Consider the following 22,086-nt stretch of genomic DNA (forward strand, 5'->3'; position numbering starts at 1 on the left):
CGACGATGAGCCAGGCGCAAGGCAACGAGCACGCGGAACACCCGGATCACGCCGGGCCCGCCGTGCCGCAGACCCGCACCGCACGCCACCGCCGGATCGTGGACATCCTCAACCGGCAGCCGGTGCGCTCCCAGAGCCAGCTGGCGAAGCTGCTCGCCGACGACGGGCTCACGGTCACCCAGGCGACGCTCTCGCGGGACCTGGACGAGCTGAACGCCGTGAAGATCCGCAACGCCGAGGGCGACCTCATCTACGCGGTGCCGAGCGAGGGCGGCTTCCGCACTCCGCGTGCGCCGCTGGGGGAGTCCGCCAAGGAGGAGCGCATGCGCCGCCTCTCGGCGGAGCTGCTCATCTCCGCCGAGGCCTCGGCCAACCTCGTCGTCCTGCGGACGCCGCCGGGGGCCGCGCAGTTCCTCGCCTCGGCGATCGACCAGGCGGAACTGCACGACATCTTGGGGACCATCGCGGGGGACGACACGCTGATGCTGATCAGCCGGGAGGCCACGGGGGGCCAGGCGCTGGCGGACCATCTGCTGCGCCTGGCCTCGAACGAGCACTAGCGGGCCCCAGGGCCTCGCGCACCGTCGACCACCGGCTTCGCCGAGTTCGTCCTCACACGCCGGACGGGCTGGATTCTGCCTGCTCCGTCCGGCGCGCCCGATGCGACATCCACGCGGCGACCAGCGCGCCCGAGACGTTGTGCCACACGGAGAACACGGCGGCGGGCAACGCGGCGAGCGGGCTGAAGTGGGCGGTGGCGAGCGACGCCGCGAGTCCCGAGTTCTGCATGCCGACCTCGAAGGCCATGGCCCGCGACGCGGGCGGACCGAGGCGGGCCAGCTTGCCCGCGCCGTAGCCGAGCGCGAGGCCGAGGCCGTTGTGCAGGACGACGGCGATGAACACGAGCAGGGCGGCCGACTTGATGGCCGCCGCGCTGCCCGCGACCACGATCGCCACGATGACGGCGATGGTCAGGGCGGACAGCCACGGAAGAGCGCTGAGGACCCGCCCGATGTAGCGCCCGAACAGCAGGCGTACGACGAGACCGGCGATGACCGGAAGCAGCACGGTCTTGAGGATGTCCCCGACCATCGATCCCGCGTCCACGGGCAGATACTCGCCCGCGAGGAGCAGCGTCAGGGGCGGCGTGATGAGCGGCGCGAGCACGGTCGAGACGGTGGCGACGGACACGGAGAGAGCGACGTCGCCGCGCGCCAGATAGGTGACCACGTTCGACGCGGTCCCGCTCGGCGCGCAGCCGACGAGGATGACACCGGCAGCCAACTGCGGCGAGAGCCCGAGCGCGTGGGCGACCAGCCAGCCGAGCCCCGGCATGATCACGTAGTGCGCGACCAGGCCGAGCGCGACGGCCCACGGCCGCTTGACGACGCCCTGGAAGTCGAGCGGGGTCATGGTGAGCCCCATGCAGAACATCACGAGGCCCAGGAGGTACGGGACGTCTTCGCCCCAGCCCTTGAAGGCGTCCGGCGCCATCAGGCCGAGCGCGCCCGCGGCGAGCACGAGAACGGGGAAGACCGTGACGGCGAGGCGGGCAGCCTTGTCGCCGCTCGCCGTTGAACTGGGGATCGTCTGTTCGGTTTGCACCCGGCGATGCAACGCCGCGGCGGAGCGCGGACGCAACCCCGTCTCGATATGTGGTCGCTACACGTACGGGCGCAGGGCGCACCGCTGAGTCAACCCGATGGGCCGCAGGTGGCGACCGGATCGACGGAGTCCACGGTGTGAGCGGGCAGCGTGACGCGTCGCGGCCCGTCCTGCTCGTCGACCTCCAAGGCAACTCCGCCCCGACCCACGCCGAGCAGCTCGCCGCACAGCACGCCCGTCGTGGTGCCGACCCGCACCAGATGGTCCTTGGGTGTCTCGGTGGTGGCCCAGGCGACCCCGACGGCCGCGGCCACCAGCGCGACGCCGAGCAGACAGCACAGTGAGGCCAGGCGGAGGGAACGGGTGACCCGGACGACCTCCTGCTCGGTCCAGCGGCGCAGGGCCTGGCCGGCCAAGAGCATCCGTTCCCCGGAGCTGCCTGGCGCGCCGTGTGCGGCGCGCATCGCGAGGACAGACCCCGCCACGAGCAGCACGAACGCGGTGGCGATCAGGCCCATCGCCGCGTGGCGGGCGGCCGGGGGCAGCCCAGTGAGGTCGTCTCGACCCTTGAGGACGACGAGGATCGCCAACAGTGTGCTGAGCCCGGTGAGCCCGGTGCGCCAGCCCTCGGCCCGCCTCCTCAGTTCGGGGAGCTGGTCGAACTCCAGCTCGCGGGCGAGTTCAGCCCAACGGCGATCCGCCCGGCTGTTCACGGCGAACCGTCGAAGAGCAGCGCCCGCACGCGCCAGCTGGCGCCGCACCCCACGAAGGCCGCGTCCCCGGGCAGTTGCGGATGGGGGTGCCCGCATTCGCAGAAATACGTCTCCTGGGCCAGCGTCGCCGCTACGGAGCCCGAAGCCGGTGCCGGGCCCTGCCCGCCGGACAGCCAGGACCACAGGCCTTTCGTGCCGGTGCCCGGCAGGCCGAGGCGGTACTCGGTGACCGTTTTGCCCTGACAGCGGGGGCATGCGCCCTCGACGACGACACCGAGGCCGTCTGCCGAGGCATGGCCGGTGAAGGGTGCCGCCGTCTCGCCCAAGTGCTGATCGGCGTAGGCGGCGTCGAAGTCGTGCGACATGGCGGGCGGTTCAGTCATCAAGGGAGTCCAGGTGCAGGTCGAACAGGGAGGAGTAGAGCCGCAGCCGGTTCCTGACCCAGGCCTCGGACTCACCGGTCGCACGCGCGGCAGACGCGACATGGCGGTACGTCACCTGGCCTTCGAGGGCGGGAAGCCGGCCGTCCAGGTGCCGGCTGAGGAGCGCCAGGTCCTGCCAGAGCGGAATGGTGTCGGGCGGGTCCGGCAGCTGCCGGGAGGCGGACCACATCGAGAGGTAGGGAGTGAGGCGTCCGAGTGTCAGAGGAAGGGGCTCACCCAGCCGCCCGGCGATGCTGACGAGGCCCAGTGCGCCCGGCGCCTCGTCCGATTCCGTCAGAAGGTGCTCCTCCGAGAGCGCGATGAGGTCGCGTTCGTCGGGGACGGACGCCCGCAGCGTGTACAGCGCTTGTGGCGTGAGGTCCGGGACAAGGGCGCCGAGGGGGCGTAGCCGTGCGAGGCGCTCGTGGGCCGTCGCGGCGTCGATGCCGAGGTCGTGGGCGTACTTGGCCAGGGCGTGGGGCGTCAGATGCCGCCAGACGTGGCCGGTGAAGTGGCCACCCGGGTCGCGCGGCTGGGTGGTCAGGGCGGAGTCGTGCGACGTGGGGCGGTACGCGGCCAGCTGCTCGGGAAGGTGGGGAACAGCCAGACCGAATCGCTTTCCGTCTCGCCGCGCGATCTCCCACACCTCACGCAGGGACTCCTGCAGGACCATTCCGGCGCTGAACAGCGAGGCGGTGGTGAGCTCCGCCGCCGGATAGTCCTCCTCGTCCAACAGAACGTCCTTGCCGGCCAGGACATAGCGGCTGCGCAGCGGAAGACTCTTCCAGACGGTGATGATGCTCGTGTCGTCGGGCGTGGGCACCCCGGCCCGCTGCAACTCCAGGACTGTGGCCGCCAGATCGTCACCCGCCGACGTGGTGTCCTCGGCATAGGCCCACACCAGTGCAAGCCCCTCCAGGTCGAGGCCGGCCTCCAGGTGCCGCCCGATGGCGACCATGTCGCGCAGGAGCTGGGCCGCCTCGGTGGACGGTACGAGCGGTCCCGCGTGCCGGTCGCCCGCGTAACGGGCCTCGTACACCAGGCCCAGCTCCACCGCCACGCGGGCGAGTTCTGCCTCGGCCTGCTCCAGGCTGATGTCACAGGTGTCCGCGAAGTCGATGGTGGCCGCCCAGCGCAGCAGGAGCCGCCCATCGGGCAGCGGTGTGGTGAACAAGGTCAGGACTTCATAGACGTCTTCATCGAGGTCCAGCCACTTGGTGACCTCTTCGAGCGGGGGCGTCGTCCAGCCGAGCCAGGCGAACTCCGAGATCCGGCGCAAGAGTTCCGAAGGCTCCGTCTCCGTGGCTTCCCAGACGGCACGCACCTGTGGCGCGCTGCCGACGCGGTCAAGGCGCTGGCGGCGCATGTGACTGTCCGCCGCGGCCTTGCCGAAGAGCTGGACCATGTCCTCGTCGGTGCACACATAGTCTTCGTGGTGCGTGGGGGCGAGCGGGATCGGCTCTCTGAGAAGGGGTGCGAGGCGGGCGGAGCGCCGAGCCAGGACACCGAGAGGGACGGCGAGCCGATGGGAGGCGAGGGCGAGGCCGCCGAGGTCGCTGCCGCCGACGGAGCCGTAGACGGTGGGGGTGTGCTCTCCGCGCAGCTGTCCGGCGAGCACATCCGCCAGCATGCCGTCCAGTTCGTCGGGCACCCAGTCGAGATCGCCGTCCGTCACCGGGGGCGGTCCTTGGGAGGGGTGGACGATCCTCAGCCTGCGCTGGCGCCGCAGGACCTCGGCCACCGTGATCCGGTGTTTCGCTGCGTGCGCGACCACCGCCTGCCAAGTGCCTCCGACGTTGTTGAAGATGCGCGCGTCACCCGGTCCTGGCACCGGATGTCCCACGAGGCTCATCGGTGACGTCAGGGCGTGTTTGCTGTAGGAGTGCCGCAGCGCGGCCGCCCGCCACGGGAAGAAGCGGCGCTCGGCCGAAGTGCTGTGGCGGGCGGAGGAGTCGGGGGCGAGCGCGTCGTCCAGATGGAACCAGCCGACCTCGTCGAGCGCGTGCTCCTCACGGAGGCCGTGCCGTCGGACACTGATGCCCTTGCCCTGCCACTCGTCCCAGAGCACCTGGGCCGAGTCCTGGTCGTCCTGGTTGTCCTGGCCGGCCCTGTCCAGCTGCCAGAGCCACTCCATGGTGAGCCCGGACCACGCCGAGAGTGCACGCGCTCCCTTGCGCCAGTTCTGCTCGGCCCACGCACGATCGAAGTCCTGCAGTTCCTTGCGGCTGACGCTGAGCCGTCCCGCGTGGGGCCCGGTCAGGTTGAGCACGTGGCCGAAAGGCTTCTTGTCGGTCTCGATGCCGTCGCAGAGCACGGCTCCCGCCTCACTTACCCACCAGAGCACGCCCGGTACGGCCTCCACGGCTTCGGTCCCGGGAGCGGACTGCAGCACGCCCGCGGGCCACCGGTGCGAGTGTCCCCTCGCCTCACGCACCTCCAGGTCGAACTCGCTGATCCTGACCAGGCCACGCAGGGTGTTCACGCAGGAGAGCCCGTCGGCGAGGGCGCCGCTTCGCAGATACAGGCGGACCCGGGTGCCGCCCTCCGGCAGACCGTCGTCCGTACCGTCATGGCGCTGGATGCGGAACAGGCTCCCGCTGCTCGGGATGTCGACGCGCAGGGCGTGCTCAGCGGGGAAACCTTCCGGGCTCACCTGCCGCGTGACGATCGTCATCTCCTCGGCGAGCATGAAGTAGCTGAACACGCCGATGCCGAAACGGCTGTTGGGGTAGAGCCGCAGGGCGGAGTCGTGTCGCAGCCAGCGGGACTGCTCGCGGCGGAACGCCTTGGACTGCTCGAAACGGCTGCCGGCGCGGGTGAAGGTGTACTTCAGCTGCTCCGCGCTCATCCCCACGCCGTTGTCCCGGCACTCGACGTAGCGTCCGCGCGCGTCCTCGCCCTGGGCGAGGGAGATACTTCCGGACCAGGGGGCGGGGCCGGCGCCGCTGCTCTCCAGGAAGGCCCACCGCATCGCGCGGTAGCGGCAGGCATCCATGGCGTTCTGGTAGAGCTCGCGCAGAGCCAACTGTGGTTCGCCGCCGTACAGTTGCTCGCCCATCAAAAGCTCGCGCACTTCGGTCTGCGCCAAGTGGAAGCGCAGCAGCGGAACTTCGTACGACGTCTGGCCGCCGTTCCTGCTGGGGCGCAGTCCCCGAGCCGTCACCCGGGTCGGCACGGCGGCCAGCAGGGCCGCCTCGGGCTCCGGCAGCAGGGCGGCGAGCCCCGTCGCTTCCTCGGCCAGCTGATCGGCCTGGTCGGTGATCTCGGTGAGCGCGGCGTGCACGGCCTGGTGCGGGCAGACCGCGTCAAGGTGGAGGGAGTCGTCCTCGTGCTCCCAGCTCATGCTGTGCGCGATGCCGATGACGTGCTGCGGCAACACGGGGTCGGTGACCGCGAGATGCTCCGCGACGACCGCGGGGAAGGTGCGGACGTCCACAGCGAGCGCGGCCCCGAGGCGGAGCAGCGCGACCAGCGGGCGCACGCGCAGTTGCTGACGGCCCTCCGGAAGCAGGACCTTCCCCGGTGCGCGGGTGTGCAGTTCGTCGCACACTTCGTCGAGGCCGATACCGGTTGCGGCCGTACGGAGGAGATCGGAAAGTTCCCCGACTCGGTCCGCGGTGGCGCCCCGGCCGTTCACCAGCGCGGCGGCGAGTGCGTCGGCAGGCCCGGCGGGCACCGCTGCGTCATCGGTGTCGAAGCGGTCCGCGATCCAGCGGTGCACCAGCCACATCGTGACGGCCACTGCGTCCTCGGCACGGTCACGCGCCCGGCACTCCGCCAGCTTGCGTGCCACACGCGCGTGCTGATCCCCGATCTGTTCGTAGTGCCTGCGATGCGCACCCGCCCCGGCGCGCCGCTCCAGCGCGTACGGATCGATCTCGGCGGCCTGGCTCAGCCGGTCGGCCCAGGCGGCCTCCCGCAAGAACGGCGCCGCGACGAGTGCCGCCACCTCCACGGCGGAGAGCTGCGCCGACGGCGCGAGGAGCAGGGGCAGCCGGTCGCACAGCAGGCGTACCGCGAAGGCGTCGTCGGCCCAGGGGTCCGGGTGCGGGAGTCTCGTCCGGGCAAGGTGCAAGGTGCGGGCGCACTGTTCCACGAAAGCGGCGAGAGCCTCCTGGAACCGGGGAATGCTCTCCTTGTCCCGGACGCAGACGCGCTCCCACAGCGACGTGTCGCGCACGGCGTCCCGCCAGGAGTCGAGAAGGTCGCGCCCCTCGCAGATCTCCGCCTCTCTGGTCCGTGTCTCCGAGTTCGTCCCGTAGCGGATGCCGGCGGTCTGCGTCTGTCCGTGCTGTCGTGCCATGCGCTGCGTCTTGGCGCTCGCGGCCGAGAAGACCTCATGGACGGAGCGGGCGGGCGTCAACGGACCGAGCGCCTCGGCGAGGCCGCGTGTGAAGAAGCTTCCCTCGACGGTGTATCCGCTGCGTTCCCCCGCGGAGCAACCCGTCAGCACAGCGAAGCCGCCGCCTGGCGGTCCGTTGTCGATGGTGTTGCCAAAAGCACCACCGTCCGCCTGGAGGTCCGTGCGGCAAGCATCGATCACCCAGAGAACCGTGCCCGCCGTGCATGCCTTGAGGGCGGGACTGATGGCCGCAGGCAACAGTGAGGACACGTAGGGCTCTTGCCAGACCCCGTCGCTGGGCGGGCAGGCGTCGAAGGGGACGAGGTAGTCGGTCTGGCCGACGCGTACGCCGTGTCCGCTGAAGTAGAGCAGGAGAGTGCCGTCGGCCGGTACGTCGCGGGCGACTTCGAAGATCTTCGTCCTGATCTGGCTGAGGCCCGCGTCGTGCAGGGTCTCCACCTCGTATCCGGCGGCACCGAGGGAAGAGTTCATGAGCCGGAGATCCGCGTCGACCACTGCGTCGAGTGGATCGAAGAAGTCGAGCGCCGAAGGCGCGTGCCCGATACCGATCAGCAGCGCCTTACGCACGTTTCCCATCGTCCCTCCCACAGGCTGAGGGAACATGATGACACTGCAAGGGCCGATAAATGGGCTGGAGTTGACGCCTCCGCCGCCTGTCCAGTGTGTCAGTACCGCGTGATCGCCGTACCCCCCGACGCCGTCCCGATCGCGATGTGCGGCCGCCGCGCCTCATCGGCCCACGCGAGGATCCGCCGCATCGCGCCCTCGGGCACGGACACGCAACCCGCCGTCGCCCCGCGCCCGTTGACGTGCAGGAAGATTCCGGCGCCGCGACCGCGCACCGGGCGGTCGTAGTTGAAGCCGATCACCAGGGCGTGCGTGTACTGGGGGTCGTACGTGATGAGGTGCTCGGACTCTGCGGCGCGGCAGTCGGCCGGGCGTGGCTGGGTCCAGCGGTTGTAGGAGCGGGAGTCGTTGTCCTGGCACCACCAGGAGTTCTTCGTGACGCGGCGGTAGGAGTAGTCCGTGCCGGACGGCGCGGGCTTGATCCCGAAGGCGTACGGGAGGCGGAAGAGCCCGGTGGGGGTCGTGTTCGTCCCCTGCTTGCGGGAGCCGCCCTCCGTCAGGCCGTTCGCGCCGAACCGAGCCGCCGTGGACCCGGACTTCACCCACCGTCCGCCGCTCCGGTCCCACCAGGTGACGGTGCCGGTGGTCGAGCCGGTGCGCGCGGCCTCGGCGGTGATGAGCTGGGTGCCGCCACCCGTGTCGGCCATGCGGTCCGGCAGCGGGGGGCCCGCGCCGGGCGCGGCTCCGAGCGTGCCGACGACGGCCAGGACGAGGGCTGCTGCGGACGCGAGGGCGGCGGCACGAGGGCGCATGGGTCAGACGGTAGTGGGGGGCAAGGGCAGCGGCAGCCCCGGCAGGCCGTCGATGCTCTGTGCGATGTGCTCCTTCTTGGTGAAGTACGCGCTCAGCGACGCGTCGTCCTCGCGCGCGAAGCGCTTGGCGTGCAGGTCGCGGTCCTCGTCGTACGACATGAAGGGCACCGCGTATCCGCAGGTGTCGCGGACGAGTTCGGCCGTCACGACGATGATCGCGCGCAGGCCGTGCGGGGTCGGGTCGACGTCGGGGAAGTGCCCGAGCAGCTCCGCCCAGCGAGGGTCGTCGCGGAAGACGGGTTCGCCGCGGCCGTGCACCCGGACGATGTTCGGCGGTCCCTGGAAGGCGGTCCACATCAGGGTGATGCGGCCGTTCTCGCGCAGGTGCGCGACCGTCTCCGCGTTGCTGCCCGCGAAGTCCAGGTAGGCCACGGTGTGTTCGTCGATGACGGCGAAGGAACCCGTGATGCCCTTGGGGGAGAGATTGATGGTGCCGTCGCCGGAGAGGGGCGCGGTGGCGGTGAAGAAGAGGGGCTGAGCCTCGATGAACGAGCGGAGCCTGCCGTCTATGCGTTCGTAAGTCTTTCCCATGCCTAAGGATTATTCACAAAGTTAGTTCGCCTGTCTAATGACTTCTCGCGATGCCGCGCGGCCGCGTCGCGCGAGGCTGGATTGACGAAACATACGGAACACTGCATACTCATGCATGACAGGCGCATGCAGGTTAAGGAGCACGTGAAGTGAGCAGCAACAACGGCGGTGACGTCCGGCTCTGGGGCGGCCGGTTCGCGGACGGCCCGGCAGAGGCCCTGGCCAAGCTGTCGGCATCGGTCCACTTCGACTGGCGCCTCGCGCCGTACGACATCGCCGGTTCCCGCGCCCACGCGCGCGTGCTCCACAAGGCGGGGCTGCTCACCGAGGACGAGCTGACCCGCATGCTCGGCGGCCTCGACCAGCTCGAAGCCGACGTGGCCGACGGCTCCTTCGTGGGCACGATCGCCGATGAGGACGTGCACACCGCCCTGGAGCGTGGCCTCCTTGAGCGGCTCGGCCCCGACCTCGGCGGCAAGCTGCGCGCGGGCCGCTCCCGCAACGACCAGGTCGCGACGCTCTTCCGGATGTACCTGCGGGACCACGCCCGCGTCATCGGCGGCCTGATCGCCGACCTCCAGGGCGCGCTCGTCGGCCTCGCCGAGGCGCACCCGGACGTCGCCATGCCGGGCCGCACGCACCTCCAGCACGCCCAGCCCGTGCTGTTCGCGCACCACGTCCTCGCGCACGTCCAGTCCCTCTCCCGGGACGCGGAACGCCTGCGGCAGTGGGACGAGCGGACGGCCGTTTCGCCGTACGGCTCGGGTGCCCTGGCGGGATCCTCTCTCGGCCTTGACCCCGAAGCCGTCGCCGCGGACCTCGGCTTCGAGCGCGGCTCGGCGGCCAACTCCATCGACGGGACGGCCGCCCGTGACTTCGCGGCGGAGTTCGCCTTCATCACCGCGATGATCGGCGTGAACCTCTCCCGGATCGCCGAGGAGATCATCCTCTGGAACACGAAGGAGTTCTCCTTCGTCACGCTCCACGACGCCTTCTCGACCGGCTCGTCGATCATGCCGCAGAAGAAGAACCCGGACATCGCCGAGCTGGCGCGCGGCAAGTCGGGGCGTCTGATCGGCAATCTCACCGGTCTGATGGCGACGCTCAAGGCGCTTCCGCTCGCGTACAACCGCGACCTCCAGGAGGACAAGGAGCCGGTCTTCGACTCCTGCGACCAGCTGGAGGTCCTGCTCCCCGCCTTCACCGGCATGATGGCGACGCTCACCGTGCACCGCGAGCGCATGGAGGAGCTGGCACCCGCGGGCTTCTCGCTCGCCACGGACATCGCCGAGTGGCTGGTCAAGCAGGGCGTGCCGTTCCGTGTGGCGCACGAGGTCGCCGGCAGTTGCGTCAAGGAGTGCGAGGCGCACGGCATCGAGCTCGACCAGCTCACGGACGAGCAGTTCGCCAAGATCTCCGAGCACCTGACCCCCGAGGTCAGGACCGTCCTGAACGTCCCCGGCGCCCTGGCGTCCCGCGACGGCCGCGGTGGCACCGCACCCTCGGCCGTCGCCGCCCAGCTCGCCGAGGTCAAGACCGACCTGACGGTCCAGCAGGAGTGGGCCGCGGCGCGTAAGTGACGCCGGGGCGGCGCGTGCCGCGTTGACGTGGGCATCGCGGGTTACGTTGGTCGTCTTCGCAAGGAGCCGAAGGAGTCGACCGAACGGAGCCCGCGATGCCTTTCTCGCGCCTGGCCGCAGCAACGACCCCCACCGCCCACATCGGGTTCGGCCTGGCCGCCGTCGGCAGGCCCGGCTACATCACGCTTGGCCGAGACGCCGACCTGCCGCCCTCGCGCAGCGTCGAGGCCCTGCGCGAGCGCACCCTCGAACTCCTCGACGCCGCCTACGCGCTGGGCGTCCGGTACATCGACGTGGCGCGCTCCTACGGCCGCTCCGAGGAGTTCCTCGCCGACTGGCTGCACGCAAGGCCCGACATCCGGGACGTCGTGATCGGCAGCAAGTGGGGCTACACGTACACGGCCGCCTGGAACGCCGACGCCGCGGGGCCGCACGAGGTCAAGGACCACAGCGTCGCCGCGTACGTCCGTCAGCGCGAGGAGAGCGCCCAACTGCTCGGCGAGCGGCTCGACCTCTACCAGATCCACTCCGTCACGCCGCAGAGCCCCGCCCTCACCGACAAGGAACTGCACGCCGAACTGGCCGAGTTGGCGGCCGAAGGCGTGACGGTCGGACTCTCCGTCAGCGGCCCGGAGCAGGCGGCCGCGATCCGCGCCGCCCTCGAAGTGACCGTCGACGGCGAGCCGCTCTTCCGTACGGTCCAGGCGACGTACAACGCCCTGGAGACATCGGCGGGCCCCGCGCTCGCCGAGGCACACGACGCGGGGCTCACCGTCCTGGTCAAGGAGGCCATGGCCAACGGCCGCCTGGCCGACCCGCAGGCGCCCGCGGCCCTGCGTGAGATCGCCGGGGCGACCGGTCTCGGCTGCGACGCGGTGGCCCTCGCCCTTGTGCTGCGTCAGCCGTGGGCGGGCGTGGTCCTCTCCGGCGCCGCCACCTCGGTCCAGCTCGTCTCGAACCTGCACGCGGCGGCCGTCGACCTCGACGCCGAGCAGCTCGATCGGCTCGCGGGTCTCGTGGAGGAGCCCACCGCGTACTGGGAGCGGCGCGGACAGCTGCCCTGGCACTGACGGACCCTTGGGGTGCCCCCTCGGTGAGAGGCGCGAGTATCTCGTGAGACAAATATGTCTCACGAGGGCTATGCTTGTCTCATGTCAGTCGATCGCGACCAGGTGCTCCGCAGTGCCGCGGCGACCCTCACCCGCAAAGGCTCGTCCACGATGGACGAGGTGGCGCGCGCGGCGGGGATCAGCCGGGCCACCCTGCACCGCCACTTCGCCGGGCGCGAGGCACTCGTACGCGCCCTGGAGGAGCTCGGCATCCAGGAGTGCGAGGCCGCCCTCGAAGCGGCCAGGCTCTGCGACGACAGCGCCCAGGAGGCGCTGCGCCGTCTGGTGAAGGAGATCCAGCCGGCCGCGGGGCTGCTCGCGTTCCTCGTCACCGAGAACCAGCTCTTCGAGGACGACGCGCAGCACGAGGGCTGGTCCCGGCTCGACGACAACATCGGCGCGCTCTTCCGGCGCGGCCAGGAGAGCGGCGAGTTCCGCATCGACCTGAGCCCCGTCTGGCTCACGGAGGCGCTGTACGGACTCATCGGCGCGGGCGCCTGGGCCGTACTGGACGGCCGAGTGGCCGCCAAAGACTTCACACACATGATCGCCGAGCTGCTGATCGGCGGCGCACAACGGAGAGTGGAACCATGACCAGCATCGAACAGCGGACCGCGTCGGCGGAGGTCGAGCGCAGCCCCGGCCGCTGGCTCGCGCTCGCCGTGCTGGTCCTGGCCGTGCTGCTCGTCGCCGTGGACGCGACCGTGCTCGGCCTGGCCACGCCGTACATCAGCGAGGACCTCAAGCCGACCGGCACGCAGCTGCTGTGGATCGGCGACATCTACTCGTTCGTCATCGCGGGTCTGCTGGTCTCCATGGGCAGCCTCGGTGACCGCATCGGCCGCAAGAAGCTCCTGCTGATAGGCGCTGTCGCCTTCGGAGCGGTCTCGGTGCTCAACGCCTACGCGACCACTCCCGAACTCCTCATGCTGGCGCGGGCGCTGCTCGGTGTCGCGGGCGCGACGCTGATGCCGTCCACGCTCGCGCTGATCCGGAACATCTTCCACGACCCGCGCGAGCGCAGCCTCGCGGTCGGCATCTGGGGCGCCATGGCGTCGGCCGGTGCCGCCGTCGGGCCCGTCGTCGGCGGCTTCCTGCTCGAACACTTCTGGTGGGGCTCGGTCTTCCTGATCAACCTGCCGGTGATGGCGGTCCTGGTCCTTGTGGGCATCAAGTTCCTGCCCGAGTCGAAGAATCCGGCGCCGGGCCCGTGGGACCTGATCAGCGTCGTGCTCTCGCTCATCGGCATGATCGCCGTCGTGTACGCCATCAAGGAGGCGGCGGCGCACGGCATCCGCTGGGACGTGGCGGTGGCGGCCGTGCTCGGCGTGGCGGCGCTCACCTGGTTCGTACGACGCCAGCTCACCCTGACGGCGCCCCTCCTGGACATGCGTCTCTTCCGCAACCGGGGGTTCTCCGGTGCGGTCCTCGCCGACCTCCTGACGGTGCTCGGGCTCTCGGGCCTGGTCTTCTTCCTCTCCCAGTTCCTGCAACTGGTCCAGGGGAGGCGGCCGTTCGAGGCGGGCCTCGCCGAACTGCCCGCCGCGGTGGGCGCGGTGGCGGCGGGTCTGATCGCGGGCATGGTCGCGCGGCGGTTCTCCGTGCGCGCGGTGGTCGCCGGCGGACTCGCCGCGGTGGGCATCGCGTTGGCGGCGCTCACCACGCTGGAGCAGAGCACCGGGTATCCGCTGCTCGGGGCCTCGCTCCTGGTCGTCGGCATCGGCGCGGGCTTCTCGTTCACGGTGACCGCCGACGTCATCCTCTCCAGCGTGCCCAAGGAACAGGCGGGCGCGGCGTCCGCGGTCTCCGAGACGGCGTACGAACTGGGCGCGGCCCTCGGCATCGCCCTGCTGGGCTCCATCGTGACCGGCGTCTACCGTGACTTCACCGCTCCGGCGGGGACCCCGCCCGAGGTGGCGTCGGCCGCGCACGAATCGCTGGGCGGCGCGGTGGAATCCTCCGCGGGTCTCCCGGCCCACGAGGCCGAGGCCCTGCTGCACTCGGCCCAGGACGCCTTCGTCGACGGCCTGCGCCTCGCGGCGGGCGTGGGCGCGGGGGTGCTCCTCGCCACGGCCGTGGCGGCGTGGTTCCTCCTGAAGGGCTCAAGGCTGGAGGACGGCGTCGAGCACTAGTCGTCGACCGGCAACGCGAAGGAGGGCCGTACCCCGTGGGTACGGCCCTCCTCGGATGTCTCGTGCCGTCAGGCTGCCTTGGCCTTCGTGGCGTACATGTCCACGTACTCCTGGCCGGAGAGCTGCATGACCTCCGTCATCACGGAGTCCGTCACCGCCCGCAGCACATAGCGGTCGCGGTCCATGCCCTCGTACCGCGAGAACTCCATCGGCTCACCGAACCGCACCGTCACGCGGCCCGGGCGCGGAAGGCCCTTGCCGCCGGGCTGGAGCTTGTCCGTGCCGATCATCGCGAAGGGGACGACGGGCGCGCCGGTCATGAGGGTCAGGCGTGCGATGCCCGTGCGGCCGCGGTACAGGCGGCCGTCGGGGGAGCGGGTGCCCTCGGGGTAGATGCCGAAGAGCTTGCCCTCCTCCAGGACGCGCCGCCCGGTCATCAGGGCGGCGACACCGCCGTGGCCGCCGTCGCGGTCCACCGGGATCATCCCGGAGCCGGTGAAGAACCAGGCCATCAGGCGGCCCTTGAGCCCCTTGCCCGTGACGTACTCGTCCTTGCCGATGAAGAACACCGGACGCGGGCAGACGAGAGGCATGATCATCGAGTCGATGAACGTGAGGTGGTTGCCGGCCATGATGACCGGACCGGTGCCCGGAATGTTCTCTGCGCCTTCCACCCGGGGGCGGAACATCAGACGCAAGATCGGTCCGAGCACAGCCTTGATGAGCGCGAGACGGGACAACGAGCCCTCCGGTGTCAACGGGTCGACGACGAGTATGTGCAGGTGAGGACGATACTCGCGGGTCCCCGCTCACCGCACATCGGGTTCACGCACTGGATACGCAGAGTTGACATGCGGGCGCGTGGTGTAGCCCTTGGACCGCTCTCCCTGTGACGACGTTATCCCTGTGTGCGGCATGTGGCGCGCCCTAGTGGTCCTTGTCACGCACCGGGGTCACGCGCTGCCACGGAGTTCGGTCCCGGTCCGCTCGGGCGATGCCCATCGAAAGGACCCCTCCCCGCACACCAGTCGCCATCCGGCGTCACCCTTCCGTTCGGTCCGGGGTCTCCCATCCGTCACGTGAGGCCACCTACGATCGTGCCGCTTTGTCAGGTGCAAGGCAGTACATCGGGAGGAGCGCTCTATGGCTACGCAGAAGTCGGGTCGGTCGGGGTCGGGGGAGCAGCGGCCGGGCCGGCGCGCGGTACTGGGAGCGGCGGTCCTCGGGGCGGGCACAGCCGTCGTAGGACTGCCCGGCGTGGCGAGAGCCGACGCGAAGCACGGGCACGGCCACAAGGACCTGCCGGTGCCCACGGTCGTCGCGCACCGCGGCGCCAGCGGCTACCGGCCCGAGCACACGCTCGGCTCGTACCAGCTCGCCCTCGACATGGGCGCGCACGTCATCGAGCAGGACATCGTCCCCACCAAGGACGGCCATCTCGTATGCCGTCACGAGAACGACATCACCGCGACGACGGACGTCGCCGCGCACCCCGAGTTCGCGTCCCGCAAGACCACCAAGTCCGTGGACGGCACCTCCTACACCGGCTGGTTCACCGAGGACTTCACGCTCGCCGAGCTGAAGACGCTGCGCGCCAAGGAGCGCATCCCCGGCACCCGCCAGCGCAACACCCTCTACGACGGCCGCTGGGACGTGCCCACCCTGGAAGAGGTCTTCCGGTGGGCGGAGAAGCAGGGGCGTGAGCGCGGCAAGCGGATCTGGCTGCACATCGAGACCAAGCACCCCACGTACTTCCGCAAGCTGGGCCTCGGCCTGGAGGAGCCCCTCGCCAAGCTCCTTCGCAAGTACGGGCGGCACAAGAAGAACTCGCCCAACTTCCTCCAGTCCTTCGAGCCCAGCAGCATCCAGCGCCTGAACAAGCTGGTCGACCCGCCGCTCGTGGTGCTCCTGTCCAGCGCGAGCTCGCGCCCCTGGGACTTCGTCGAGGCGGGCGACCCGCGCACCGTCGCCGACCTCGTCAAGCCCGAGGGCCTGCAGTGGATGGCGTCGTTCGCGCAGGGCATCGGCCCCACGCTCGACCTGGTCATCCCGAAGAAGCCCGACGGAAGCCTCGGCACCCCGACCACCCTGGTGAAGGACGCGCACGCGGAGGGTCTGATCCTGCACCCGTACACGATGCGCAACGAAAACACCTTCCTGCCCGCGAACTTCAAGAAGGGCACCGACCCGGCCGCCTACGGCGACGCCTTCGGAGCCTTCAAGGCGTACTTCGAGACGGGCATCGACGGGATCTTCTCCGACAACTGCGACACCGCGCTGCTCGCCCGCGAGGACTTCCTCAGGGGCTGACGCGAGGACTTCCTCAGGGGCTGACACGGGCCGAAAGGGCTGACACGCGCGGACGTTCGCCGTCGAGCCGCGTCAACAGCTGATCGTCCGGCCCCGGTTGGGGTGACAGACGGCCGCTCCGGCAACCTCCTGCCGGGGCGGCCGCGTCACGCCTTGCATGACTCAGCCCTGCATGACTCACTCGCTCATCCCCGCGTTGCGTCCGCTCCTCGCCGCCGAGGCCTCCGCCGCGGCGCACGGCAGCGGCGCCGACCCCGGTGACCTCGAACAGGCCGTCTGGCTGCGCCTCCTGGAACGCATGGAGGCCGCCGACCCACCCGCCGACCCGGCCACCTGGCTGCGGGCCGCCGTCGCCTCCGAGGCGCGCAGCACCCGGCGTACGGCAGAGCGCGAAGTGGCGTACGCGACCGAGCCCGCCGACGACACCGAGCGCGGGCCCGAACAGCGCGCCCTGCGGGCCGACCGCGACCGCACGCTGCACGCGGCGGTGCGCAGACTGCCCGGCCGCTGCCCCGGTCTCATGGCCGCGCTGCTGTCCCCCAAGGACCTCACCTACCGGGAGATCGCAGGCGAGTTGGGAATGTCACAGGGCAGCCTGGGGCCGGAACGTTCCCGTTGCCTGGGATGCCTGCGCAGAATGCTCGCGGCGGAGGTTGCAGCTCCTGGACCGCGGGGAAAGGAGCGATAGACAACCGGCGGAGCAGGTGAGCGGGAGGCATGCACACATGGGCATGAGCGTGACCATCTCGGAGGCGGTCGGACAGGACGCCGAGAAGATCCTCAAACTGCAGTACCTGTGCTACCAGAGCGAGGCCGAGCTGTACGGCGACTACTCCATCGAGCCGCTGACACAGTCCCTCGACTCCATCAAGGCCGAACTGACCGCCGGCAGCGTGCTGGTGGCCCGCCTCGGGGACGAGGTGGTCGCGTCGGTGCGCGGCACGGTCGATCCCGACGGCACGGCGCGGATCAACAAACTGATCGTCCACCCCAGGATGCAGCGCCACGGTCTGGGAGGCAGGCTCCTGGACGCGATAGAGGGGCGCCTCGGCGCGGGCGGCACCGCCAAGTGCTTCCAGCTCTTCAGCGGCCATCGCAGCGAACAGAATCTCCAGCTCTACCGCAAGCACGGCTATACGGCGGTGAAGACCCAGCACGTGAACGACCGGCTCACGCTGGTCACGCTCTCCAAGGAGGCGGTCGCGGGGGCCTACGCGGCCCGGGTCTAGCGCTCCGCCCGCCGCGCCTTGTTCAGCCAGAAGATCGCGGTGAGCGGCAGGATCACCGGAATGAACAGATAGCCCATCCCGAAGTCGGACCACACCGTGGCGTCGGGGAAGGCGGACGGCTCGATGAGCGTCCACGTCCCCACCGCCAGGACGCCCACCAGCTCGGCGGCGCAGCACACCAGCGCCGCCCTGCGGGCCTTCTCGCCGCCGCGCACGAGCGAGTACGTGATGAAGCCGTAGACGAGACCCGCGAGCGCGGACAGCGTGTACGCCAGCGGGGCCTTGTGGAAGTCCGTCGAGATCTGCACGGCGGAGCGCGACACGGCGCCGACCACCATCACCCCGTACAGCCACACCAGAAGGATGCCGGGCCCGCCGATCAGCCTCTGCCGGGCGGGGGCCTTCTGCTCGTCGGGCTCGGTCACCGTCACCTCAGCCTCCCCAGATGTCGTAGAGCCGCACCTGGAGCACGGCGAGGACCACGCCGCCCGCGGCGACCGTGATGGAGCCCCAACGGGTGCGCTCCGCGAGGGACATGAAGCCCGCGGCCGGGACGCAGGCGAAGGAGCCGATCAGATACGCCACGAAGATCGTCGTGCCCTGCTCGGGCTTCTCGCCCCGCGCCAGCTGGACGATGCCGACGATCAGCTGGACGGTGGCCAGGAGCGTCACCACGCCCATGCCGATGAAGTGCCAGTCCTTGGTCGGCTGGTCCCGGTAGGCGGCGAAACCGCACCACGCGGCGAGGGCGAGCGCGGCCACGGCGGTCGCGATCGTCAGGGCAACAAGCATGCGGTGACTTTATTACGGGCCCTATGACCCGATGCGCGCACCCCTGAGGCCCGAAGCGCGCACCCCTAAGGCCCCATGCGCGTACCCCAGGGGTGACCCGTACGCTCGGACACCATGAAGATCCACGCTGAAGCGCTCCTGTTCGACAACGACGGCACCCTGATCTCCTCCATGGAGTCGGTGTACCGCTGCTGGACGCGCTTGGCGCAGGAGTACGGGATCACCGCCGAGGAGTTCGCGCGGGTCGAGCTGCACGGCCGCCCCGCCGCCGAGATCATCGCCGACATGCTGCCCGCCGAGCGCGTGGCCGAGGCCGTCGCCCGCATCGAGGAGCTTGAGGTCTCGGACGTCGCGGGCGGCGTCGTGCTGCTTCCCGGCACCCGTGAGCTGCTCGAATCCCTGCCGCCCGAGCGCTGGGCCGTCGTCACCTCCGCCGGGCGCCGCCTGGCCGAGGCCAGGCTCGCGGAGGTCGGCATCGACCCCAAGATGCTGATAGCCGCCGACGACATCACGCGCGGCAAGCCCGATCCCGAGCCCTTCCTGCTCGCGGCCGCGAAACTGGGCGTCGACCCGGCGCGCTGCGTGGTCTTCGAGGACGCGCCCGCGGGTCTCACGGCGGGACGCGCGGCGGGCATGACCACCGTGGCGTTGGCCACAACGCACACCTTGGGCGAGCTCTCCGCCGACGTCGTCGTGAAGGACCTCTCGGCCGTGTCCGCGCAGGTCACCGAGGGTGGCGTGGAGATCACCGCCGAGGACTGAGGAGCCGCCGGTCCGCGTCCGTAGCCGTCCACCGGCTGTCCGTATAGCGGACAACCGGGGCGGGGTGCGGACGCACGCGTGTTTTACTGGTCCACATGACCACGACGAGCAGCCGCATCCCTGCGACCGAGGCGATCACGACGCCCGGTGCTCGTTGTATGTGTCGAATGTGCGCCTTCTGAGGGCCCCCGCACCACTCCTGAGCATCGCGCCCCGAAGCGAAGCCGCTGTGCCGCGCCCCTATGCGACGTACGCCTTACCGGCGGACCTGACGTAGGACGCGAGCCTGCCCCGCGCACACCTCCTCCGGTTCCTTTCGCCACCGCGAGAAACCGTGCCGCGTTCCCCACGAATGCCCCGTGCCCGGCGAGAACCGCGCCGCGCACTCGACAGTGACGGAAACCCCTGTGATCACCACTTCCGGCCTCACCAAGGTCTACCGCTCACGCGGTCGTGAAGTAACTGCCCTCGACGGCGTCGATCTGCATGTCCGCGAAGGCGAGGTGTACGGCGTCATCGGCCAGTCCGGCGCCGGCAAATCCTCGCTGATCCGCTGCGTGAACCTCCTGGAGCGCCCCACCTCCGGCACCGTCAGCGTCGCCGGTCAGGACCTCACCGCCCTCGCGGGGCGCGGCAGCCGCGCGAGCAAGGACCTGCGCCGGGCGCGCAGCCGCATCGGCATGGTCTTCCAGCACTTCAACCTGCTGTCGTCGCGCACCGTCAAGGACAACATCGAGCTGCCCCTGGAGATCCTCGGTCTCAGCGGCGCCGAGCGCTCCCGCAAGGCGCTCGAACTGCTCGACCTGGTCGGCCTCGCCGACAAGGCGAAGTCCTACCCGGCGCAGCTCTCCGGCGGCCAGAAGCAGCGCGTCGGCATCGCCCGCGCGCTCGCCGGCGACCCGAAGGTGCTGCTCTCGGACGAGGCGACCAGCGCCCTCGACCCGGAGACCACCCGCTCGATCCTTCAGCTCCTGCGCGACCTCAACCAGCAGCTCGGCCTGACCGTCCTGCTGATCACGCACGAGATGGACGTCGTCAAGAGCGTCTGCGACTCCGCCGCCCTGATGGAGAACGGGCAGATCGTCGAGTCCGGCACCGTCACCGAGCTGCTCGCGACGCCCGGCTCCGAGCTGGCCGCCGCGCTCTTCCCGGTCAGCGGCGACGCCACGGGCGACAACCGCACCGTCGTCGACGTGACCTTCCACGGCGAGGCCGCGACCCAGCCGGTCATCTCCCAGCTGTCGCGCACGTACAACATCGACATCTCGATCCTCGGCGCCGCGATGGACACCGTCGCGGGCAAGCAGGTCGGCCGCATGCGCATCGAGCTGCCGGGCCGCTTCGAGGAGAACGTCGTCCCGATCGGCTTCCTGCGCGAGCAGGGCCTCCAGGTCGACATCGCGGGCGAAGCCCCCGTGACCACGCCGAAGGACGACGCCACGCTGCTGGTCAAGGAAGGTGCCAAGTGACCTGGTCGGAGATGCAGCCCCTGCTGGAGCAGGCCTGTTGGGACACCCTCTACATGGTGGGCTGGTCGACGCTGATAGCCGTCGTCGCCGGTCTGCCGCTCGGCATCCTGCTGGTCCTCACCGACCGCGGCGGGCTGCTGCAGAACACGGTCGTGAACAAGCTCATCGGGCAGGTCGTGAACATCGCGCGCTCGATGCCCTTCATCATCCTCATGGTCGCGCTGATGGGCCTCACGCGCTGGATCACGGGTACGACGATCGGCCGCGAGGCCGCCATCGTGCCGCTCGCGATCGGTGCCATCCCCTTCTTCGCGCGCCTCGTGGAGACCTCGGTGCGCGAGGTCGACGGCGGTCTCGTCGAGGCCGTGCAGTCGATGGGCGGCAACACCTGGACCGTCGTACGCAAGGTCCTCGTGCCGGAGTCGCTGCCCTCGCTGATCTCCAGCACCACCACGACGATCGTCACGATCCTCGGCTACTCGGCCATCACCGGCGCCGTCGGCGCGGGCGGCCTCGGTGACATCGCCATCCGCTACGGCTACCAGCGCTTCGAGACCGAACTGATGTGGATCACCGTCGGTGTCCTCGCCGTCGTCATCTCGATCATCCAGTTCGCGGGCGACTACGCGGCCCGCAGGCTGCACCGGCGCGGCGGCCACTCGGGTGCCGCTCCCCGCCTGCGCTTCCTCAAGCTCGCGCCGTCGAAGGCTTCCTGACCGTCGAAGGCTTCCCGAAACTCACCCCGCGCACCCCATAGCGGGGCGTACCACCCATGGAGAAAGGCACTTTTCGTGCGTAACACCGCCAAGATCACCACCGCTGTCCTCGCCACCGGAGCCCTCACCCTCGGGCTCTCCGCCTGCGGCTCCGACAAGGGCTCCGCCGCGGGCGACAAGGACGGCCCGCTCATCGTCGCCGCGACCCCGACGCCGCAGGGCGAGATCCTCGACTACGTCAAGAAGAACCTGGCGAAGAAGGCCGGACTCGACATCGACGTGCGGGAGTTCACCGACTACGTCACGCCGAACACCGCCGTCGAGCAGGGTGAGGTCTTCGCCAACTACTTCCAGCACAAGCCGTACCTCGACGACTTCAACAAGAAGAACGGGACGGACATCGTGCCGGTCCCGAACGCGACGGTGCACCTGGAGCCGCTCGGCATCTACTCCAAGAGCGTCAAGAAGCTCGACGGCCTGAAGAAGGGCGCCACGGTCGCGCTCCCGAACGACACCACGAACGAGGCCCGCGCGCTCAAGCTCCTGGCCGACAACGGCCTGATCGAGCTCAAGAAGGGCGTCGGTTACGAGGCGACCCCCAAGGACGTCTCGAAGAACCCGAAGAACCTCAAGTTCAAGGAGATCGAGGCCGCCCAGGTGCCCCGCTCCCTCGGTGACGTCGACGCCGCGGTGATCAACGGCAACTACGCGCTCGAGGCCAAGCTCAGCCCGGCCAAGGACGCCATCGTCGCCGAGCCCGCCAAGGGCAACCCCTACGGCAACTTCCTCGCCGTGAAGAAGGGCGACGAGAACGACCCGCGCGTGAAGAAGCTCGCCAAGCTCCTCACCTCGCCCGAGGTCAAGAAGTTCATCGACGACAAGTACGACGGCGCTGTCGTCGCGGCGTTCTGATC

The 22,086-nt window shown here is 70.2% G+C and carries 21 protein-coding genes; 12 read left to right on the forward strand and 9 right to left on the reverse strand.

The features are described from left to right. The first annotated feature begins 5 nt into the window (after window positions 1-5). Entirely contained in the window at window positions 6-560 is a 555-nt protein-coding gene (locus ACWGI2_RS36765; protein WP_160503870.1) for an arginine repressor, read from the forward strand. A 52-nt stretch (window positions 561-612) separates the two neighbouring features. On the opposite strand, the gene ACWGI2_RS36770 is transcribed toward ACWGI2_RS36765, so the two are convergent. The 6 genes from ACWGI2_RS36770 to ACWGI2_RS36795 all read right to left on the reverse strand — a co-directional run bounded on the left by ACWGI2_RS36770 (window position 613) and on the right by ACWGI2_RS36795 (window position 9,073). Next, window positions 613-1,605, reverse strand: a complete 993-nt coding sequence (locus tag ACWGI2_RS36770) for a bile acid:sodium symporter family protein (protein WP_453700198.1) — start codon at window positions 1,603-1,605, stop codon at window positions 613-615. A gap of 89 nt (window positions 1,606-1,694) precedes the next feature. Further along, window positions 1,695-2,318: a hypothetical protein gene (locus tag ACWGI2_RS36775; RefSeq protein ID WP_453700199.1), complete on the reverse strand. Its 624-nt coding sequence runs from the start codon at window positions 2,316-2,318 to the stop codon at window positions 1,695-1,697. Continuing rightward, the gene (locus ACWGI2_RS36780) at window positions 2,315-2,701 is read right to left on the reverse strand and encodes a hypothetical protein (protein WP_453700201.1); all 387 of its coding nucleotides are present in this window, start codon (window positions 2,699-2,701) and stop codon (window positions 2,315-2,317) included. The genes ACWGI2_RS36775 and ACWGI2_RS36780 overlap by 4 nt, the downstream gene beginning before the upstream one ends. Further along, window positions 2,694-7,679 (reverse strand): HD domain-containing protein, encoded by a 4,986-nt coding sequence (locus tag ACWGI2_RS36785; RefSeq protein WP_453700202.1) that lies wholly within the window; start codon window positions 7,677-7,679, stop codon window positions 2,694-2,696. The genes ACWGI2_RS36780 and ACWGI2_RS36785 overlap by 8 nt, the downstream gene beginning before the upstream one ends. Before the next feature lie 89 nt (window positions 7,680-7,768). After that, window positions 7,769-8,482 (reverse strand): L,D-transpeptidase family protein, encoded by a 714-nt coding sequence (locus ACWGI2_RS36790; RefSeq protein ID WP_453700203.1) that lies wholly within the window; start codon window positions 8,480-8,482, stop codon window positions 7,769-7,771. Window positions 8,483-8,485: 3 nt separating this feature from the next. Further along, a complete protein-coding gene (locus ACWGI2_RS36795; RefSeq protein ID WP_453700205.1) occupies window positions 8,486-9,073 on the reverse strand; it encodes a pyridoxamine 5'-phosphate oxidase family protein in 588 nt (195 codons plus the stop codon). 149 nt (window positions 9,074-9,222) lie between these two features. Between ACWGI2_RS36795 and argH the strand changes: the two genes are divergently transcribed. The 4 genes from argH (at window position 9,223) to ACWGI2_RS36815 (ending at window position 13,894) form a co-directional block, all read left to right on the forward strand. Continuing rightward, entirely contained in the window at window positions 9,223-10,653 is a 1,431-nt protein-coding gene (argH, locus tag ACWGI2_RS36800) for an argininosuccinate lyase (RefSeq protein ID WP_453700206.1), read from the forward strand. A gap of 95 nt (window positions 10,654-10,748) precedes the next feature. Then, window positions 10,749-11,723, forward strand: coding sequence for an aldo/keto reductase (locus tag ACWGI2_RS36805; RefSeq protein WP_453700207.1), 975 nt, complete (start codon window positions 10,749-10,751; stop codon window positions 11,721-11,723). 81 nt (window positions 11,724-11,804) lie between these two features. Then, a complete protein-coding gene (locus ACWGI2_RS36810; RefSeq protein ID WP_453700208.1) occupies window positions 11,805-12,356 on the forward strand; it encodes a TetR/AcrR family transcriptional regulator in 552 nt (183 codons plus the stop codon). Beyond that, window positions 12,353-13,894 carry an MFS transporter gene (locus ACWGI2_RS36815; RefSeq protein ID WP_453700210.1) on the forward strand — a complete coding sequence of 514 codons (1,542 nt, stop codon included), beginning with the start codon at window positions 12,353-12,355 and terminating at the stop codon, window positions 13,892-13,894. The genes ACWGI2_RS36810 and ACWGI2_RS36815 overlap by 4 nt, the downstream gene beginning before the upstream one ends. Before the next feature lie 68 nt (window positions 13,895-13,962). Here ACWGI2_RS36815 and ACWGI2_RS36820 read toward each other — a convergent pair whose 3' ends face one another. Continuing rightward, on the reverse strand, window positions 13,963-14,583 hold the full coding sequence (locus tag ACWGI2_RS36820) for a lysophospholipid acyltransferase family protein (protein WP_237330157.1): 621 nt from the start codon (window positions 14,581-14,583) through the stop codon (window positions 13,963-13,965). 454 nt (window positions 14,584-15,037) lie between these two features. Between ACWGI2_RS36820 and ACWGI2_RS36825 the strand changes: the two genes are divergently transcribed. The 3 genes from ACWGI2_RS36825 (at window position 15,038) to ACWGI2_RS36835 (ending at window position 17,433) form a co-directional block, all read left to right on the forward strand. Then, window positions 15,038-16,204, forward strand: coding sequence for a glycerophosphodiester phosphodiesterase (locus ACWGI2_RS36825; RefSeq protein WP_453700212.1), 1,167 nt, complete (start codon window positions 15,038-15,040; stop codon window positions 16,202-16,204). 172 nt (window positions 16,205-16,376) lie between these two features. Further along, the gene (locus tag ACWGI2_RS36830) at window positions 16,377-16,892 is read left to right on the forward strand and encodes a sigma-70 family RNA polymerase sigma factor (protein WP_453399476.1); all 516 of its coding nucleotides are present in this window, start codon (window positions 16,377-16,379) and stop codon (window positions 16,890-16,892) included. Window positions 16,893-16,929: 37 nt separating this feature from the next. After that, window positions 16,930-17,433: a GNAT family N-acetyltransferase gene (locus ACWGI2_RS36835; protein ID WP_453399477.1), complete on the forward strand. Its 504-nt coding sequence runs from the start codon at window positions 16,930-16,932 to the stop codon at window positions 17,431-17,433. On the opposite strand, the gene ACWGI2_RS36840 is transcribed toward ACWGI2_RS36835, so the two are convergent. After that, complete coding sequence (locus tag ACWGI2_RS36840) at window positions 17,430-17,864, reverse strand: hypothetical protein (protein ID WP_453399478.1); 435 nt, start codon at window positions 17,862-17,864, stop codon at window positions 17,430-17,432. The genes ACWGI2_RS36835 and ACWGI2_RS36840 overlap by 4 nt on opposite strands. A 1-nt stretch (window position 17,865) precedes the next feature. Continuing rightward, entirely contained in the window at window positions 17,866-18,225 is a 360-nt protein-coding gene (locus ACWGI2_RS36845; protein ID WP_160503851.1) for a hypothetical protein, read from the reverse strand. 114 nt (window positions 18,226-18,339) lie between these two features. On the opposite strand from ACWGI2_RS36845, the gene ACWGI2_RS36850 reads away from it, so the two are divergent. The 4 genes from ACWGI2_RS36850 (at window position 18,340) to ACWGI2_RS36865 (ending at window position 22,084) form a co-directional block, all read left to right on the forward strand. Continuing rightward, the gene (locus ACWGI2_RS36850; RefSeq protein WP_453399479.1) at window positions 18,340-18,987 is read left to right on the forward strand and encodes an HAD family hydrolase; all 648 of its coding nucleotides are present in this window, start codon (window positions 18,340-18,342) and stop codon (window positions 18,985-18,987) included. A 407-nt stretch (window positions 18,988-19,394) separates the two neighbouring features. Then, window positions 19,395-20,456: a methionine ABC transporter ATP-binding protein gene (locus tag ACWGI2_RS36855; protein WP_453700214.1), complete on the forward strand. Its 1,062-nt coding sequence runs from the start codon at window positions 19,395-19,397 to the stop codon at window positions 20,454-20,456. After that, a complete protein-coding gene (locus ACWGI2_RS36860; protein ID WP_160503845.1) occupies window positions 20,453-21,172 on the forward strand; it encodes an ABC transporter permease subunit in 720 nt (239 codons plus the stop codon). The genes ACWGI2_RS36855 and ACWGI2_RS36860 overlap by 4 nt, the downstream gene beginning before the upstream one ends. Before the next feature lie 75 nt (window positions 21,173-21,247). Next, window positions 21,248-22,084: a MetQ/NlpA family ABC transporter substrate-binding protein gene (locus tag ACWGI2_RS36865; RefSeq protein WP_453399481.1), complete on the forward strand. Its 837-nt coding sequence runs from the start codon at window positions 21,248-21,250 to the stop codon at window positions 22,082-22,084. Window positions 22,085-22,086: the final 2 nt, after the last annotated feature.

The sequence above is a fragment of the Streptomyces sp. NPDC054866 genome, assembly GCF_053610745.1.